The sequence below is a fragment of the Marinobacter salexigens genome (assembly GCF_018860765.1).
Classification (GTDB): Bacteria; Pseudomonadota; Gammaproteobacteria; order Pseudomonadales; family Oleiphilaceae; genus Marinobacter; species Marinobacter salexigens_A.
Genome location: NZ_JAHKPV010000007.1, coordinates 87,167 through 103,080, shown reverse-complemented (window position 1 = coordinate 103,080; position 15,914 = coordinate 87,167). Strand labels below are relative to the sequence as shown.

14 protein-coding genes and 1 tRNA gene are annotated in these 15,914 nt (G+C 52.9%); 14 read left to right on the top strand and 1 reads right to left on the bottom strand.

The annotated features are described in order from the left end of the window. Positions 1-4: 4 nt before the first annotated feature. A complete protein-coding gene (greA, locus tag KO508_RS07315) occupies positions 5-484 on the top strand; it encodes a transcription elongation factor GreA (protein ID WP_216007695.1) in 480 nt (159 codons plus the stop codon). 95 nt (positions 485-579) lie between these two features. Here the strand turns inward: greA and yhbY are convergent, their stop codons facing one another. Further along, a complete protein-coding gene (gene yhbY, locus KO508_RS07310) occupies positions 580-891 on the bottom strand; it encodes a ribosome assembly RNA-binding protein YhbY (RefSeq protein ID WP_200362058.1) in 312 nt (103 codons plus the stop codon). Between the two features lie 320 nt (positions 892-1,211). On the opposite strand from yhbY, the gene ftsH reads away from it, so the two are divergent. From ftsH to pnp, 13 genes are all read left to right on the top strand, one after another. Continuing rightward, the gene (ftsH, locus tag KO508_RS07305) at positions 1,212-3,155 is read left to right on the top strand and encodes an ATP-dependent zinc metalloprotease FtsH (protein WP_252737981.1); all 1,944 of its coding nucleotides are present in this window, start codon (positions 1,212-1,214) and stop codon (positions 3,153-3,155) included. Between the two features lie 112 nt (positions 3,156-3,267). Continuing rightward, the gene (gene folP, locus KO508_RS07300) at positions 3,268-4,098 is read left to right on the top strand and encodes a dihydropteroate synthase (RefSeq protein WP_216007727.1); all 831 of its coding nucleotides are present in this window, start codon (positions 3,268-3,270) and stop codon (positions 4,096-4,098) included. Continuing rightward, positions 4,098-5,441, top strand: coding sequence for a phosphoglucosamine mutase (glmM, locus tag KO508_RS07295; RefSeq protein WP_216007694.1), 1,344 nt, complete (start codon positions 4,098-4,100; stop codon positions 5,439-5,441). Before folP ends, glmM begins: the two co-directional genes overlap by 1 nt. 76 nt (positions 5,442-5,517) lie before the next feature. Beyond that, positions 5,518-6,273 carry a triose-phosphate isomerase gene (gene tpiA / locus KO508_RS07290; RefSeq protein WP_252737980.1) on the top strand — a complete coding sequence of 252 codons (756 nt, stop codon included), beginning with the start codon at positions 5,518-5,520 and terminating at the stop codon, positions 6,271-6,273. Positions 6,274-6,297: 24 nt separating this feature from the next. Next, a complete protein-coding gene (gene secG, locus KO508_RS07285) occupies positions 6,298-6,675 on the top strand; it encodes a preprotein translocase subunit SecG (protein WP_216007693.1) in 378 nt (125 codons plus the stop codon). A gap of 6 nt (positions 6,676-6,681) precedes the next feature. After that, positions 6,682-6,766 (top strand) — tRNA-Leu (locus tag KO508_RS07280). Between the two features lie 319 nt (positions 6,767-7,085). Continuing rightward, on the top strand, positions 7,086-7,547 hold the full coding sequence (gene rimP / locus KO508_RS07275; protein WP_200362053.1) for a ribosome maturation factor RimP: 462 nt from the start codon (positions 7,086-7,088) through the stop codon (positions 7,545-7,547). Positions 7,548-7,601: 54 nt separating this feature from the next. Next, positions 7,602-9,095: a transcription termination factor NusA gene (gene nusA, locus KO508_RS07270; RefSeq protein WP_216007692.1), complete on the top strand. Its 1,494-nt coding sequence runs from the start codon at positions 7,602-7,604 to the stop codon at positions 9,093-9,095. Between the two features lie 17 nt (positions 9,096-9,112). Next, positions 9,113-11,668, top strand: a complete 2,556-nt coding sequence (infB, locus tag KO508_RS07265) for a translation initiation factor IF-2 (protein WP_216007691.1) — start codon at positions 9,113-9,115, stop codon at positions 11,666-11,668. Continuing rightward, positions 11,668-12,102: a 30S ribosome-binding factor RbfA gene (gene rbfA / locus KO508_RS07260; protein ID WP_216007690.1), complete on the top strand. Its 435-nt coding sequence runs from the start codon at positions 11,668-11,670 to the stop codon at positions 12,100-12,102. Before infB ends, rbfA begins: the two co-directional genes overlap by 1 nt. Beyond that, positions 12,099-13,028: a tRNA pseudouridine(55) synthase TruB gene (gene truB / locus KO508_RS07255; RefSeq protein WP_216007689.1), complete on the top strand. Its 930-nt coding sequence runs from the start codon at positions 12,099-12,101 to the stop codon at positions 13,026-13,028. Before rbfA ends, truB begins: the two co-directional genes overlap by 4 nt. 78 nt (positions 13,029-13,106) lie before the next feature. After that, positions 13,107-13,376 carry a 30S ribosomal protein S15 gene (gene rpsO, locus KO508_RS07250; protein ID WP_216007688.1) on the top strand — a complete coding sequence of 90 codons (270 nt, stop codon included), beginning with the start codon at positions 13,107-13,109 and terminating at the stop codon, positions 13,374-13,376. A 307-nt stretch (positions 13,377-13,683) separates the two neighbouring features. Continuing rightward, positions 13,684-15,798, top strand: coding sequence for a polyribonucleotide nucleotidyltransferase (pnp, locus tag KO508_RS07245; protein WP_252737987.1), 2,115 nt, complete (start codon positions 13,684-13,686; stop codon positions 15,796-15,798). Positions 15,799-15,914: the final 116 nt, after the last annotated feature.

The following is a 15,914-nucleotide window of genomic DNA, read 5'->3' as shown; positions in this document are numbered from 1 at the left end:
GATTATGAGTGAAAGAGTACCTATGACCAAAGCGGGCGAAGCCCGCCTACGTGAGGAGCTTCAGCAACTGAAATCCAAGGATCGTCCGCGGGTTATTGAGGCGATTTCGGATGCCCGTGAGCACGGCGACCTCAAAGAAAACGCCGAATACCACGCTGCTCGTGAACAGCAGAGCTTTATTGAAGGCCGGATTCAGGAAATAGAAGGCAAGCTTTCTGCAGCGCAAGTGATTGATGTTACGGAAATGGAGAATACCGGCAGGGTCATTTTCGGCACCACAGTGCATTTGTTGAATGTGGATACGGACGAGGAAGTTGTCTACAAAATCGTCGGTGAGGATGAAGCGGATATCAAGGAAGGCAAGTTGTCGATATCTTCGCCCATTGCTCGTGCGCTAGTGGGAAAAAATGAAGACGACGTTGTCGCTATCCGCGTGCCGTCTGGCACAGTGGAATACGAAATCGGAAAGGTGGAATACATCTGATTCGATGGGTGCCGGTTTAGTTAGCCTGCACCCGGGAAAACAAAAAACCGGCTGTATTTATGCAGCCGGTTTTTTGTTTTTAGCTTTCGTAAGTATCAGTTTTTGTGGCGTAGCAGGTTGGATAATTTAGGATTGGGCTTTTTGGCTCTGCGCATCAGGACGGCAATTTTCCCGATAGTTTGTACCACTTCGGCACCACTCGCTTCGCACAGGGCGTTGATTGCTTCCTGACGAGCTTCTCGATCCTGACTTGCCACTTTAATCTTGATTAGTTCGTGGTCGTTCAGGGCGCGATCCAGCTCTTCCTGAAGGTTCTCGGTGAGGCCCTTGTCGCCCACAATAATGACGGGCTTCAGGTTGTGGGCGATGGCCCGGTATTCCCGGCGCTGTTCCGCTGAAAGGCTCATGATGTAATCTCTTTATCAGTGCAATTAACAAAAGGTCAGCGGCATATTCGCTGGCAACGTCGTATAATCGGCGGATTGTAACAGACAACCTTGTATACAGATCACCCTGCAGGCGTTGTAATTTCCGAGATGAAGCCCACATATAAGGCATATGGGGATTTATCCGACGCATAAAGTGCATTTAGGTTGATCCGCAGCTGCGTTTTTCTGTGGCCGTTACGGATGGGCCGTTTCTGGTGGATAGACGTACAATTGGTGTAAGGTGTCGGTAAAGAGTGGTTCCTTCGACGGCCCGCTCTTCAATTCACAGGTGATGATCCTTGAGCGATATGGCAAAAAATCTGGTTCTCTGGCTAATCATAGCCGCTGTTCTGTTGATGGTGTTTCAGAATTTTTCTCCCACCACCAGTGGTCAGCAAGTCAATTATTCCCAATTCGTTGAAATGGTTCAGCAGGGCCAAGTCAACAGAGTCACTATTGATGGCCTGGAAATTCAGGGCACCCGTGGCGATGGATCCCAGTTTGAGACGATTCGTCCTCAGGTGGCGGACAACAAGCTGATGGACGATCTGCTTGCGAATCAGGTTGAGGTGATCGGCAAACAGCCCGAACGCCAGAGCTTGTGGACGCAGCTTTTGGTCGCAGCATTCCCGATACTGATCATTATTGCGCTGTTTGTGTTCTTCATGCGCCAGATGCAAGGCGGCGGTGGCGGCAAAGGCCCCATGTCGTTTGGTAAGAGCAAGGCGCGCTTGATGAGCGAAGATCAGATCAAGACCACGTTTGCAGATGTGGCGGGTGTGGATGAGGCTAAGGAAGACGTTAAAGAGCTGGTGGACTTCCTTCGGGATCCCAGTAAGTTTCAGCGTCTGGGTGGCAGCATCCCCAAAGGTGTTTTGATGGTGGGGCAGCCGGGTACCGGTAAAACCCTTCTTGCCAAGGCAATCGCGGGCGAGGCTAAAGTTCCCTTTTTCTCGATTTCCGGTTCTGATTTCGTAGAAATGTTCGTAGGTGTTGGCGCATCCCGGGTGCGGGATATGTTCGAGCAAGCCAAAAAGCAGAGCCCCTGCATCATTTTCATTGATGAAATCGACGCTGTCGGTCGTCACCGTGGTGCTGGTATGGGTGGAGGCCACGACGAGCGTGAGCAAACCCTAAACCAGCTTCTTGTAGAGATGGACGGTTTTGAGGGCAACGAGGGCGTTATCGTTATTGCTGCGACTAACCGCCCGGATGTTCTGGACCCTGCGCTTCTGCGCCCCGGCCGTTTCGACCGTCAGGTTGTTGTCGGGCTGCCAGACATCATTGGTCGTGAGCAGATTCTCAAGGTGCACATGAAAAAAGTGCCTCTGGACGAAAACGTTGAGCCCGCCTTCATCGCGCGCGGTACTCCCGGATTCTCCGGTGCCGACCTTGCCAATCTGGTTAACGAGGCTGCGCTTTTTGCTGCCCGCCGGAATCAGCGTTTGGTGTCCATGGAAGAATTTGAGCTCGCGAAAGATAAAATCATGATGGGTGCCGAGCGCAAGTCCATGGTGATGAGCGAGAAGGAAAAGCTGAATACTGCCTACCACGAAGCTGGGCACGCTATTGTTGGCCGCCTGATGCCTGAGCACGACCCGGTATACAAGGTGAGTATTATTCCTCGCGGTCGCGCTTTAGGTGTCACTATGTTCCTCCCGGAAGAGGATAAGTACAGCCATAGCAAGCGTTTCCTGATCAGTTCTATTTGCAGTTTGTTTGGCGGGCGTATCGCGGAAGAATTGACCCTAGGCTTCGACGGGGTCACCACCGGCGCATCGAACGACATCGAACGAGCTACGAGTCTGGCGCGTAACATGGTTACCCGCTGGGGGCTGTCAGAGAAGCTTGGGCCTCTGCAGTATGACGCAGATAGCGAAGAGCCGTTCCTTGGTCGCTCTGCCGGACAGTCACAAACGGTCTACTCTCCGGAGACCGCTCAGCGGATTGATGAAGAAGTGCGTAACATCATTGACACATGTTATGAGAAGGCGACTCAGATTCTGGTTGATAATCGTGAAAAGCTCGATGCCATGGCTCAGGCTTTGATGAAGTACGAAACCATCGACCGTCATCAGATTGATGACATCATGGAAGGTCGCACTCCTCGCCCGCCGAAGGGTTGGGATGATCGGGGCTCGGCAGGTGGCGTTAAAGCTGACGATGCGGGCAAGGCCCCAGAGGCTAAGCCTGCTGATGACAGTCAGAGGCCAGACGTTGGTCGCCCGGCTGGAGAGCATTGAGGCTTCGAGTTACATCAAGTTTGAGATTACTTGCGCCGCCCTTTTGATGGGCGGCGTTTGCTTTTTACGGAAGCTGCTTTTGGCTCTGGTGCCTATTCTGGGAAGGTTTGCTATGGAATTAGATTTCGCCGGGCGATTGTTGGATATGTCCCGATGCCATGTGATGGGCGTGCTCAATGTAACGCCAGACTCTTTCTCTGACGGCGGTCGATTCAATCAGCTGGATATAGCCTTCGCAAAGGCGCGACAAATGGTGGCTGATGGTGCCGCGTTTATTGACGTAGGAGGTGAGTCTACTAGGCCTGGTGCTGCCAGCGTGTCGGTTCAAGAAGAGCTTGATCGGGTTTGCCCAGTGGTGGAAGTTATTTCCAGGGAATTGGATGTTATCGTTTCGGTGGATACCAGCACCCCTGAGGTTATGTCTCAGGCGGCGAAGCTTGGAGTCGGGCTGATTAATGATGTGCGTGCGCTGCAGCGAGAGGGGGCTTTAGTTGCGGCTGCAAAGGCCCGGGTACCGGTTTGTATTATGCATATTCAGGGTGAGCCGGAAACCATGCAGGAGCGCCCCGAATACCGTAACGTGTTGCGGGAGGTGGGGGAGTTTTTAGCTGGACGTGTTAGGGCTGCTGCACAAGCAGGCATTGCGACAAATAATATAATACTGGATCCGGGTTTCGGTTTTGGAAAAAACCTAGAGCATAATCTTCGTTTATTGGCTGCGCTGGAGCAGCTTCATGCTCTGGGGCACCCTGTGTTGGTGGGTATGTCCAGAAAATCCATGCTAGGCCAGATCACCGGCCGTGATGTTGACGAAAGGTTGTCAGCCAGTCTTGCGGCCGCGACAATATCGGCCATGAAGGGTGCGAGTATCATCCGCGTGCACGATGTTAGGGAAACTATAGACGCCGTCAAGGTTGCGACGGCCGTGAAGGGGGTAGTTTGATGGCCGGAAGAAAGTATTTTGGTACCGATGGCATACGTGGGAGGGTGGGTGAGCACCCGATTACGCCCGAGTTTATGCTGCATCTGGGTTGGGCTGCCGGGCAGGCGTTCAAGCGGGCGGGTCAGCGCAACAGCGTGTTAATCGGCAAGGACACCAGGTTGTCCGGTTATATGTTCGAGTCAGCTTTGGAGGCTGGGTTGTCAGCCGCAGGGGTGGATGTAAAGCTGCTAGGCCCAATGCCAACGCCCGCCATTGCGTATCTAACCCGCACGTTTCGTGCTTCGGCGGGTATTGTTATTAGCGCCTCCCATAATCCCCATCATGATAACGGCATCAAATTCTTTTCAGCGGAAGGCACCAAGCTCGACGATGACTTGGAGGCAGAAATTGAACGCTGGCTGGACAAGTCGATTGAGGTTTGCGAGCCCGGCGAGCTTGGTAAAGCGTCGCGAATATCGGATGCGCCGGGGCGCTATGTAGAGTTCTGCAAAAGTACCGTGCCAAACGAGTTCACACTGGGCAACTTGAAGTTGGTGCTGGACTGCGCTCACGGGGCCACTTATCACGTTGCGCCAAAAGTGTTCCGCGAACTGGGTGCGCAGGTTTTTGTTATTGGTGCGGAGCCTGACGGGCTCAATATCAATTTGGATGTAGGCTCCACCCACCTTGATGCCTTGAAGCGAGCCGTTATTGATAAGGGTGCAGACCTCGGTATTGCCTTCGACGGTGATGGCGACCGGGTGCTAATGGTCGATCGCGATGGATCCGAGGTTGATGGTGATGAGCTGCTTTACGTGATCGCCTCCCAGAGGTTCGCAGAGAACCGCCTCAAAGGCGGTGTGGTCGGCACGCTGATGACCAATCTGGGTGTGGAATTGGCGTTGACAGAGATGGGTATTTCCTTCGAGCGCGCCAATGTTGGTGACCGGTATGTGATGGAACGCCTGATCACCAACAATTGGGTGCTTGGTGGTGAGGGCTCGGGGCACATGGTCATTCGTGATTGCACAAGTACCGGTGATGGTATTATCTCAGCGCTTCAAGTGCTGTTGGCTATTGGTAAGTCAGGAAGAACGTTGGCTGAGCTGCGTCAAGAGATGAGCAAATTGCCTCAAACAATGATTAATGTTCGGGTTGCTGCTCGCTTTGACCCGTTCAGTCGCGACGATATCGTGGCTGCGGTGCAGCGAGCAGAAGAGGAGCTTGGAGGTTCGGGCAGAATTCTCCTGCGAGCGTCGGGAACCGAGCCTTTGATCCGCGTAATGGCGGAAGGTCAAAATGCCGACGAAATAAGTCGTGTGGTGAAAAAGCTGGCCACAGTTGTGGAAAACTCAACGCCCTGATTTTGTTGGTTTCAAGCTGTTGTCTGTTCTGAGGGACTGCTGTATAGTGCGCCCTCCCTTACATTCGGGAATTGTTATGCGTCGCAAGATAGTAGCCGGAAACTGGAAGATGAACGGGTCGAAAGACCTTTCGGAAAAGCTGGTGGGTTATGTTCGGACTGAAGCTGGCTCTCTTGATAATGGCGTGGAGGTTGTTATCATTCCTCCCGCAATTTATATCAGGGACGTGGTGGGTCAGGCCGGTGGCGCTGTTTCAGTTGGTGTTCAGAATGTAGGGCAGTGGCAGTCGGGAGCATATACGGGCGAAATTTCCTCGGAGATGGCCAAAGACTCAGGCTGCGATTACGTGCTTGTTGGGCACTCTGAACGCAGGCAGATTTTCGGCGAGACTGATGAGTTGGTTGCCGAGAAAGTAGCGCTGGTAGTTGCTAGTGGTTTAACGGCCATAGTGTGTGTTGGCGAGACTCTCGAAGAGCGTGAGTCGGGTTCGGCCGAATCGGTGGTTGAGAGTCAAGTGCGGCAAGGTTTGTCGGCTGTGTCAGGTGCCTGGAAGAATGTTGTGGTAGCCTACGAACCTGTTTGGGCAATTGGTACCGGTAAGACGGCTACTGCAGAAGACGCTCAGGCCATGCATGCTTCGATACGCACTGTATTGAAAGAGATGGGAGCGCCAGCCGAAGAGATTTCACTACTTTACGGCGGCAGCGTAAAAGCGGATAATGCAGCGGCTCTTTTTGCAGAGCCGGATATAGACGGCGGTTTAATTGGCGGTGCATCGCTGGTCGCAGAAGAATTTATCAGTATTTGCCGTTATTTTCCGGCAAGATCTTAAAGCTAATGGCTCGCGAGAATTGATATGGATTGGATGGAAACACTAGTAGTCGTTGTGCACGTCGTAGTCGCGGTGGCACTGGTGGGTCTGGTGTTAATCCAGCAGGGTAAAGGTGCGGACGCAGGCGCGGCCTTCGGTGGCGGCGGTGCTTCCCAGACCGTATTCGGTAGTCAGGGTAGTGGTAGTTTTCTGACTCGTATGACTACTATGCTTGCAATCGTATTTTTTGTAACAAGTTTTTCGCTGGCAGTGTTTGCCAAGCAGCGCGCAGAAGTAGCGGGTGAGGCGGGGATTCCAACGGTTACGGAATCTCGTCAGGCGCCTGTAGAGGGTGCTGTTGATGGCGGCGCTGGTGAAGGCGAAACCGAGAGTGGGGAGTCTGGTCTCCCTGAGCTCGAGTGAGGTGTTGCCCAAGTGGTGGAACTGGTAGACACGCTATCTTGAGGGGGTAGTGGCGAAAGCCGTGCCGGTTCGAGTCCGGCCTTGGGCACCAATTAGTAAGAAAAACGGCTTGGTTTATCCAGGCCGTTTTTTTGAGCAGTCCTTGACCAGTTCGCTCGGCGTCTCTATACTCCGGCGAATATTGGAGTCCGGCATCTTTTGTAGTCGGGTTTCTGGCAGGCCAGGTGTCTGTCAGCAGGAGGCGGTTTACCGGTTTGCTTCCTGCGAGTTCTTGCAACAAAAGGCCCCAGTTATCGGGGCTTTTTGATTAAGGGGCCTGGCACAACGGGCCCTGGTGCGTAAAAAGGGCTGGCTAACAGCCCTTTTTTTGTTTTTGGGGCCAGTAAATTACATAACGGAGACCGCCTAACTTGTCAGGCAAGCTTAAACAACTGGAAGACATACTTCGCCCTGTGGTGGAAGGTTTGGGTTACGAGTTCTGGGGTATTGAGTATCGCTCGAAGGGCTACCAATCCATGCTGCGGGTCTTTATAGACGATGCCGAGAAGGGTATAGGTATCGACGATTGCGAAAAAGTCAGCCGCCAGATCAGTGGCGTAATGGATGTGGAAGATCCCATCCAAACTGAATATACGCTTGAAGTTTCGTCCCCTGGAATGGATAGACCGCTATTCCGGCCTGAGCAATATCAGGCGTTTGTGGGGCATCAAGTACAAATTCGCTTGCGTATGGCGTTTGAAGGCCGCCGCAAGTTTCAGGGGCTAATAAAGGGTGTGGAAGGTGATGATGTGGTCGTGGTTGTTGATGATCACGAGTATTTACTGCCTTTCGACAGCATTGAAAAAGCCCAAATCATTCCGGTATTCGAGTGAGCTATTTGAACAACTCAGTAGATGCACAGTTTATTTTTAGGGCAGGGCAATCCAATGAGTAAAGAGATCTTGCTGGTGGTTGAAGCCGTCTCGAACGAAAAAGGCGTCGAGAAGGATGTGATTTTCGAGGCAATCGAGTTGGCCCTCGCCACCGCTGCGAAAAAACGTTACGAAGATGAAGAGTCGGATGTGCGCGTGTCCATTGACCGTCGCACCGGTGAGTATGAAACTTTCCGCCGTTGGCTGGTGGTTGACAACGATGCGGTGCCTGCATTGGGTACTGAGCTAACGCTACAGGAAGCAGAGGAAATCGACCCAGCGTTGAAGCCTGGCGATACCTATGAAGAGAAGGCAGAATCAGTTGCCTTCGGCCGCATCGGAGCTCAGGCTGCAAAGCAGATCATCTTCCAAAAGGTTCGCGAAGCTGAGCGCAGTAAAATCGTTGACAGCTATCGCGACCGTGTTGGTGAACTGGTTTCAGGTACGGTCAAAAAGGTTACCCGTGATAACGTTATCGTGGACCTTGGTGCCAACGCCGAAGCTCTGTTACCGAGAGAGCACTTGATTCCGCGGGAAACCTTCCGTATGGGAGATAGGGTGCGTTCACTGTTGTTGGAGATCCGTACAGATCACCGTGGCCCGCAACTCATCCTGAGCCGCTCTGCACCGCAGATGCTGGTAGAGCTGTTCCGTATTGAAGTTCCGGAAATTGCTGAAGAGTTGATCGAGATCCGTGGCGCTGCCCGAGACCCTGGTTCCCGCGCTAAGATCGCGGTGAAAACCAACGACCGTCGCATTGACCCGGTTGGTGCCTGTGTAGGCATGCGGGGATCCCGTGTTCAGGCTGTTTCCAATGAATTGGGCGGCGAGCGTGTCGATATTGTGCTTTGGGATGATAACCCAGCTCAATTGGTGATTAACGCCATGGCGCCAGCAGAAGTTGCTTCGATCCTGATGGACGAAGACCGCCATACTATGGAAGTGGCTGTGGCCGAAGACAATTTGGCACAGGCCATCGGCCGAAATGGGCAGAACGTTCGTTTGGCTACAGAATTGACGGGTTGGACTCTTAACGTGATGACGGAAGAGGAGGCCGGTGAGCGTCAGGAGCAAGAGTACAATGCGCTGGTTGAGCACTTTACCACCCACCTTGATGTGGACGAAGAATTTGCTGGCGTTATGATTGATGAAGGCTTTACCTCCATTGAAGAGGTTGCCTACGTACCTATGGAAGAAATGTTAGCGATTGACGGTTTCGACGAAGACACAGTCACCGAACTACGTCGTCGCGCTAAGGATGCGTTGCTAAATCAGGCCCTGGCTAGTGAAGAAGCCCTCGATGGTGCAGAGCCTGCAGAAGATCTTTTGGGTATGGACGAGATGGATCGTGGTCTGGCGTTTAAGCTCGCCGGCATGGGTGTGCGCACCATGGAAGATCTGGCGGAGCAGTCGGTTGACGATTTGCTCGATATCGAAGGTATGGATGAAGAGCGTGCGGGACAGTTGATTATGATCGCACGCGCCCCCTGGTTTGAAGACCAGGCTTAATTCGGGAGGAGACCAGTATGGCTGAAGTAACGGTAAAACAACTGGCCGATGATGTAGGCGCTCCCGTGGATCGTTTGCTGAAGCAGATCGTGGAGGCTGGCCTGAAAGCCCGCTCTGAAAACGACGCTGTTTCCAGTGATGAGAAGCAGCAGTTGCTGGCTTATCTGAGAAAGACCCACGGTGAAGCAGGCGCTGAGCCGAACAAGATTACGCTTAAGCGCAAAACCACAACTACGCTCAAGGCGGGTAAAGCCAAGACCGTGAATGTGGAAGTGCGCAAGCGCCGTACCTATGTAAAGCGTGCGGAATTACAGCCGGAGCCGGAAGCGGCAACGCCGACAGCTGAAGAGTTGCCGGAAGAGCAGAAAGTGGAGCAACCGCAGGCCGAACAGGTTGAGAATGTAACAGCTCCGCAGGCAGAAACGGAGGCTCCTGCTGAAGAGCCTAAAGTAGAGGCGCCAGTTGCTGAAGAGCCGGCACCTGCAGCCAAGGCTGAGCCTAAACAAGCCGCGGAACCGGAGCCTGCAGTTGCGCCGGAAGATATGCCTATGCCGCCGCCAGAGGGTGAAGGCAAAGACCGTAAGCCCAAGAAGAAGAAAGACAAGGTTCGTGAGCGTGGCAACGAAACCGAAGAAGGCAAGCCGAAAAAGAAACAGGCTGGCCATCGTGGGCCGCGTAATCGCCCTGCAGACGCTCCAGTGGTAATCTCAGATGACGATGATGACACCACATTGCGCAAGCCGTTGCGGGCCAAAAAGAAACCCAAAGAGAAGCGTCATGGCTTCGAGAGGCCGACCAAACCAATGGTCAGAGAAGTAGAAGTTCCTGAAGTAATTACCGTAGGCGATCTCGCCCAACGTATGGCCGTTAAATCCGGTGATGTCATCAAAGTGTTGATGGGCATGGGCGTGATGGCAACCATTAATCAGCCTCTGGACCAGGAGACATCAACACTGGTTGTTGAGGAATTGGGTCATAAAGCTAAGCCTATTAGTGATGACGCGTTTGAGCATGACGTGCTCAGCGAATTCAAAGTGGAAGGCAAGGAAAAAGCCAAGCGTGCTCCGGTTGTGAGTGTAATGGGCCACGTAGACCACGGTAAGACGTCGTTGTTGGACTACATTCGCCGTACCAAAGTTGCGTCCGGTGAGTCTGGTGGTATTACCCAGCATATTGGCGCCTACCATGTAGAAACCGATCAGGGCATGATTTCGTTCTTGGATACACCGGGTCACGCCGCGTTCACCGCAATGCGTGCTCGCGGTGCCCAATGTACTGATATCGTTATTCTGGTTGTTGCATCCGACGACGGTGTGATGCCGCAGACCAAAGAAGCCGTGCAACACGCCCGCTCTGCTGGTGTTCCTATCGTGGTGGCAATCACCAAGATGGATAAAGAACAGGCAGATCCGGACCGCGTGAAGAACGAATTGGCAGCGATCGAAGTTATTCCGGAAGACTGGGGTGGCGACGTTCAGTTTGTGCCCATCTCTGCGCACTCTGGTGAAGGCGTTGATACATTGCTTGAAGCGGTTCTGCTGCAAGCCGAGATCCTTGAGCTGCAGGCCTCTCCTGATGCACCGGCTAATGGCGTTGTGGTTGAGTCCAGTCTCGAGCGTGGACGTGGGTCTGTTGCCACTGTTCTGGTTCAGAACGGTACTCTGCGTCAGGGCGATATGGTTGTTGCAGGTTCCTTCTTCGGTAAAGTTCGTGCGATGACCGATGAGGCCGGCAAGCCAGTTAAAGAAGCTGGCCCGTCTATTCCCGTCGAGATTCTTGGCTTGAATGGAACGCCAAACGCTGGCGACGAGTTCTTTGCGGTAGCTGATGAGCGCAAGGCCAAAGAACTTGCAGAATTCCGCCACATTCGTGAGCGTGAACAGCGGTTGCAGCGTGCACAAGCAGCCAAGCTTGAGAACCTGTTTGAGAATATGGGCAAAGATGAGGTTAAAACCCTCAACGTTGTTCTGAAAACCGACGTTCGTGGTTCTCTGGAAGCAATCACCAAGTCCCTGCAAGATCTGGGTAACGACGAAGTTCAGGTGAAAATCGTGTCTTCCGGCGTTGGTGGTATTGCCGAGACAGATGTTAGCCTTGCAATGGCAACCAGCGCCGTTATTTTCGGGTTCAACGTGCGTGCCGATACAGCATCCAAGCGCCTTGTTGAGCAAGAAGGTCTCGACTTACGCTACTACAGCATTATCTATAACCTACTTGATGATGTGAAAGGTGCCTTGACAGGCATGTTGGCACCGGAATTCCGCGAAGACATAGTTGGTGTTGCCGATGTTCGCGACGTATTCCGCTCACCGAAGTTTGGTCAGGTTGCTGGCTGCATGGTTACGGAAGGTAACGTGTACCGGAACAAGCCGATTCGTGTACTGCGCGACAACGTGGTTATCTTTGAAGGCGAGCTGGAATCACTGCGTCGCTTTAAGGATGACGTACCCGAAGTTCGCAACGGTATGGAATGTGGTATCGGTGTTAAAGGCTACGACGTGAAGGTCGGTGACCAGATTGAAGTCTTCGACCGGATCAGAGTCGAGCGTAAGCTCGAATCTACGGGGGCCTAATGCCTAGAGAGTTCAGTCGTATTGATCGCATTGGCGATCAGATGCAGCGTGAGCTTGCGCAGTTGATTCAGCGCGAAGTCAAGGATCCGCGGCTCGGCATGGTAACGGTGAACGCAGTCAAGGTCAGTCGTGACCTTGGCTACGCCGATATCTATGTCTCTCTGTTGACCACCGAGGAGCTCACTGCTGATTCTCCCGAGGTAAAAGATTCGATTTCGGTATTGAACCGAGCGGCCGGGTTCCTTCGTGGTCAAGTGGGAAGGGCGATGAAGCTGCGGGTAATACCCCAGCTTCGCTTCCACTTTGATGCGCTTCAAGGCTACAGCCGTAGAATGGACAGTCTGATCCGCGAAGCGGTTGGTGATAAGTCAGCCGTCGAACGGAACGGCGATAGCCCGAATGATGATGGAAATGACCCGGAGTCAAACGCTTGAGCCGCAGACGCAAAGGCCGTGATGTTAATGGCATTCTGGTCATCGATAAGCCGTTGGGTATTACCTCTAACGGCATTTTGCAGGAGGTCAAGCGCCTCTATGGCGCAGCGAAGGCAGGCCATACGGGTGCTCTCGACCCTCTAGCAACCGGAGTGCTTCCCCTGTGTTTCGGTGAAGCCACCAAATTCTCCCAAATGATGCTGGATAGCGATAAGGCCTACATTGCCACTGCACGGCTCGGTGAGCGTACCGAAACCGGTGACAGTGAGGGGGCTGTCGTTGCCACTAAACCAGTACCAGACAACCTTACACCGGAAGTGCTTGAGTCAGTGCTCGAACAGTTCCGTGGTGATATCCAACAAGTTCCCTCCATGTACTCCGCGCTTAAGCACAACGGTCGACCGCTTTATGAATATGCCCGCGAAGGCATAGAAGTGGAGAGACCTGCGCGCCCGGTAACCATCTACGAGCTTCGGCTTCTGGATGTACGTGAAAATGAGCTGGATATCGCTGTAAAGTGCACTAAAGGTACGTACATTCGCTCACTCGTTGAGGATATCGGCGAGGTGCTGGGGTGTGGCGCTCATGTGGTCGAGCTTCGACGCACACTGGCTGCCGGGTTCACGTTGGAGGATGTGCATGCAGTACCTGATCTTGAGGCAATGCGCGAGCGCGGTGAAAGTCTCGATGGTCTTTTGGTGGCACCCGATGCGGCGCTTTCCATGTTCCCGGAACACCGATTGTCGGGCCAGCCTCTGGTGTCGATATTGAATGGACAACCGGTTAGAATACCGGGCCGGGCTTATGATGGCTTTGTTCGAGTATACGGCAACGAAGGCTTTGTAGGTTTGGCAGAAGCATTGCCAGAAGGCGAGGAAACCAAATTGGTTCCCCGTCGATTGGTGAGTGACAGCGGTAGGCGTTAGGCAAGCCGCTGTCTAGCCGGGCTGTAGAGATGCGCGGTTCGGCCGGATTTGACAGCATCGCAAACATTGAGGTGAGTTATGGCATTGTCTGCCAATGAAAAAGCACAGATCGTTAAGGACTACCAGCAAGCTGAAGGTGATACCGGTTCCCCGGAAGTGCAAGTTGCACTGCTGAGCGCCAACATCAACAAGCTGCAGGGTCACTTCAAGGCCAACAAGCAGGATCACCATTCCCGCCGTGGTCTTATTCGGATGGTAAACCAGCGTCGTAAGCTGCTGGACTACCTTCGTAAGAAGAATGGCGATCGTTATCTAGAGCTGATCAAGCGTCTAGGTCTGCGTCGCTAAATCTGGTCTTATGACCTGAGGGCTACACCGGTTGTTTCGGTTGTAGCCAACAGCCGGTGGGTTCCTTACGGGGCCTGCCGGTTGTGCTTTTCATAACTACCATGAATATATTAGTGAATCTGAGCTTTTCTGTCGTATTGGAAAGCTGAAATTGATAGCAGGTTGTTGAAAGCCCGGGCGCTACGCATCAGCAGCGTATCGATTCTCTGGCCGGGGTTTTACAACAGCCTGTTAGCTTTCAGGCAGAGTGTCTTCAGAATCACGTTACAATCATTCTGAACAGATAACGCAGGAGTTCGTTGTGGATCTGCAACCGCGTAAAAAATCATTTGAGCTAGGCGGCGAAACCGTCACTCTGGAAACGGGCCGCATTGCCCGTCAGGCTTCGGGTTCCGTTCTTGTCACCATTGGTGATATTTCGGTTCTCGGTACCGTTGTTGGTGCCAAAGAAGCCAAACCGGGTCAGCCGTTCTTCCCGTTGACCGTTAATTATTTCGAAAAAACCTATGCCGTAGGTAAAATTCCCGGCGGTTTCTTCAAACGTGAAGGTCGCCCTTCCGAGAAAGAAACCCTGACATCGCGCCTGATCGACCGTCCGATTCGTCCGCTCTTCCCGAGCGGCTACATGAACGAGACGCAGGTTATTTGTACGGTTATGTCCTCGAGCAAGCAGCAGGATCCAGATATTGCCGCTATGCTGGCCGCTTCGGCCGCCTTGTCGATTTCCGGGATTCCTTTCGCTGGCCCAATCGGTGCGAGTCGTGTTGGTTACACCAGCGAGAAAGGCTATTTCCTAAACCCGAGCTTTGAAGATCTGCAAACCTCTTTGCTAGATATGGTGGTTGCGGGTACCGAAGACGCCGTTCTGATGGTTGAATCCGAAGCCAAAGGCCTGAGCGAAGATCAGATGTTCGGTGGCGTTCTGTTTGCGCATCAGGAAATGCAGGCTGCGGTTACAGCTATCAAAGAGTTTGCAGCCGAGCATGGTAAGCCCCGCCGGGAGTGGCAGCCAGCTGCTGAAAACACGGAGCTGCTGGATGCGATCAAGGCTGAGTTTGCTGGCACCATTGGTGAGGCCTATGGCATTCACGACAAGATGGCTCGTTACGAGCGTCTTGGTGAAATCAAAACGGCTGCTGTTGAGAAGCTTGCAGGCGAAGAGGAAGGCCAGCCTTCCGCAGATGACGTTAAAAAGTACTTCGGAAAAGTCGAGAAGACCGTTGTTCGCCAGCAGGTAATCGATGGCAAGCCGCGTATTGATGGCCGTGATAACAAAACGGTTCGCCCGATTGAGATCGAAGTGGGTATCCTGCCGAGTGTGCACGGTTCTGCACTGTTCACCCGCGGTGAAACTCAGGCAATTGTTACCACTACACTGGGTACCTCCCGCGACGTGCAGACGATCGATGCGTTAGAAGGCGAGCGTAAAGACCCGTTCCTGTTTCACTACAACTTCCCTCCATATTCTGTAGGTGAAGCTGGCCGTGTTGGTACGCCTGGGCGTCGTGAAGTGGGCCATGGTCGTTTGGCTAAGCGCGGTGTGATGGCCGTTATGCCAACTATGGAAGAGTTCCCGTATGCTATTCGTGCGGTATCCGAGATTACTGAGTCTAACGGCTCTAGCTCTATGGCGTCTGTTTGTGGTTCAAGTTTGGCGCTGATGGATGCTGGTGTTCCCTTGAAGGCGCCAGTTGCTGGTATTGCCATGGGTCTGGTTAAGGAAGGCGATAAGTTTGCCATCTTGACTGACATTCTAGGTGACGAGGATCATCTGGGTGATATGGACTTCAAGGTTGCGGGTACTAAAGACGGTATTACTGCTCTGCAGATGGATATCAAGATTCAGGGTATTACGGACGAAATCATGGAGCTTGCCCTTGAGCAGGCTCACGATGCTCGTCAGCACATCTTGGTTGAGATGAACAAGGTTATTTCCGAGTCACGCACCGAGCTGTCTCCGCGGGCCCCGAGCATTACTGCGATCAAGATTAATCCTGAGAAGATCCGTGACGTGATCGGTAAGGGCGGTTCTATGATCCGTTCTATCTGTGAAGAGACTGGCGCTTCTATTGATCTCGATGACGACGGTAATGTGAAGATCTATGCAGATAATCAGGAAGCGGCCCAAGCGGCGGTTAACCGGGTTAAGGAGATCACTGCGGAGATCGAAGTTAATGCTATCTACAAGGGACGCGTTGAGCGCATTGTAGACTTTGGTGCTTTTGTTAACATTCTGCCTGGCAAGGATGGTCTGGTGCACATTTCCCAGATTTCTGATCGCAGGATCGAGAACGTGACTGACGAGTTGAGCGAAGGTCAGGAAGTTCTGGTCAAGGTTTTGGATGTGGACAATCGTGGCCGTGTGAAGCTGTCTATGAAGGAAGTTAAGGAAGGCGAGCAGCCGACTGACTTTTCTGATTAATAGTTAGCAGCTAATAAAAACCCGCCTCTCTTCTGGATTGGCGGGTTTTTTCGTTTCTGGCTTTGGTGCTGGCACTCGTCGAGCAAGGCTTTTCAAAACACGCTACGAGCCCATCC

Bases quoted from the DNA above. Each gene is read 5' to 3' on its own strand.
- greA (WP_216007695.1), top strand. From the start codon at position 5: ATGAGTGAAAGAGTACCTATGACCAAAGCGGGCGAAGCCCGCCTACGT.
- yhbY (WP_200362058.1), bottom strand. From the start codon at position 891: ATGAGCCTTTCAGCGGAACAGCGCCGGGAATACCGGGCCATCGCCCAC.
- folP (WP_216007727.1), top strand. From the start codon at position 3,268: ATGGAATTAGATTTCGCCGGGCGATTGTTGGATATGTCCCGATGCCAT.
- glmM (WP_216007694.1), top strand. From the start codon at position 4,098: ATGGCCGGAAGAAAGTATTTTGGTACCGATGGCATACGTGGGAGGGTG.
- tpiA (WP_252737980.1), top strand. From the start codon at position 5,518: ATGCGTCGCAAGATAGTAGCCGGAAACTGGAAGATGAACGGGTCGAAA.
- secG (WP_216007693.1), top strand. From the start codon at position 6,298: ATGGATTGGATGGAAACACTAGTAGTCGTTGTGCACGTCGTAGTCGCG.
- nusA (WP_216007692.1), top strand. From the start codon at position 7,602: ATGAGTAAAGAGATCTTGCTGGTGGTTGAAGCCGTCTCGAACGAAAAA.
- infB (WP_216007691.1), top strand. From the start codon at position 9,113: ATGGCTGAAGTAACGGTAAAACAACTGGCCGATGATGTAGGCGCTCCC.
- rbfA (WP_216007690.1), top strand. From the start codon at position 11,668: ATGCCTAGAGAGTTCAGTCGTATTGATCGCATTGGCGATCAGATGCAG.
- rpsO (WP_216007688.1), top strand. From the start codon at position 13,107: ATGGCATTGTCTGCCAATGAAAAAGCACAGATCGTTAAGGACTACCAG.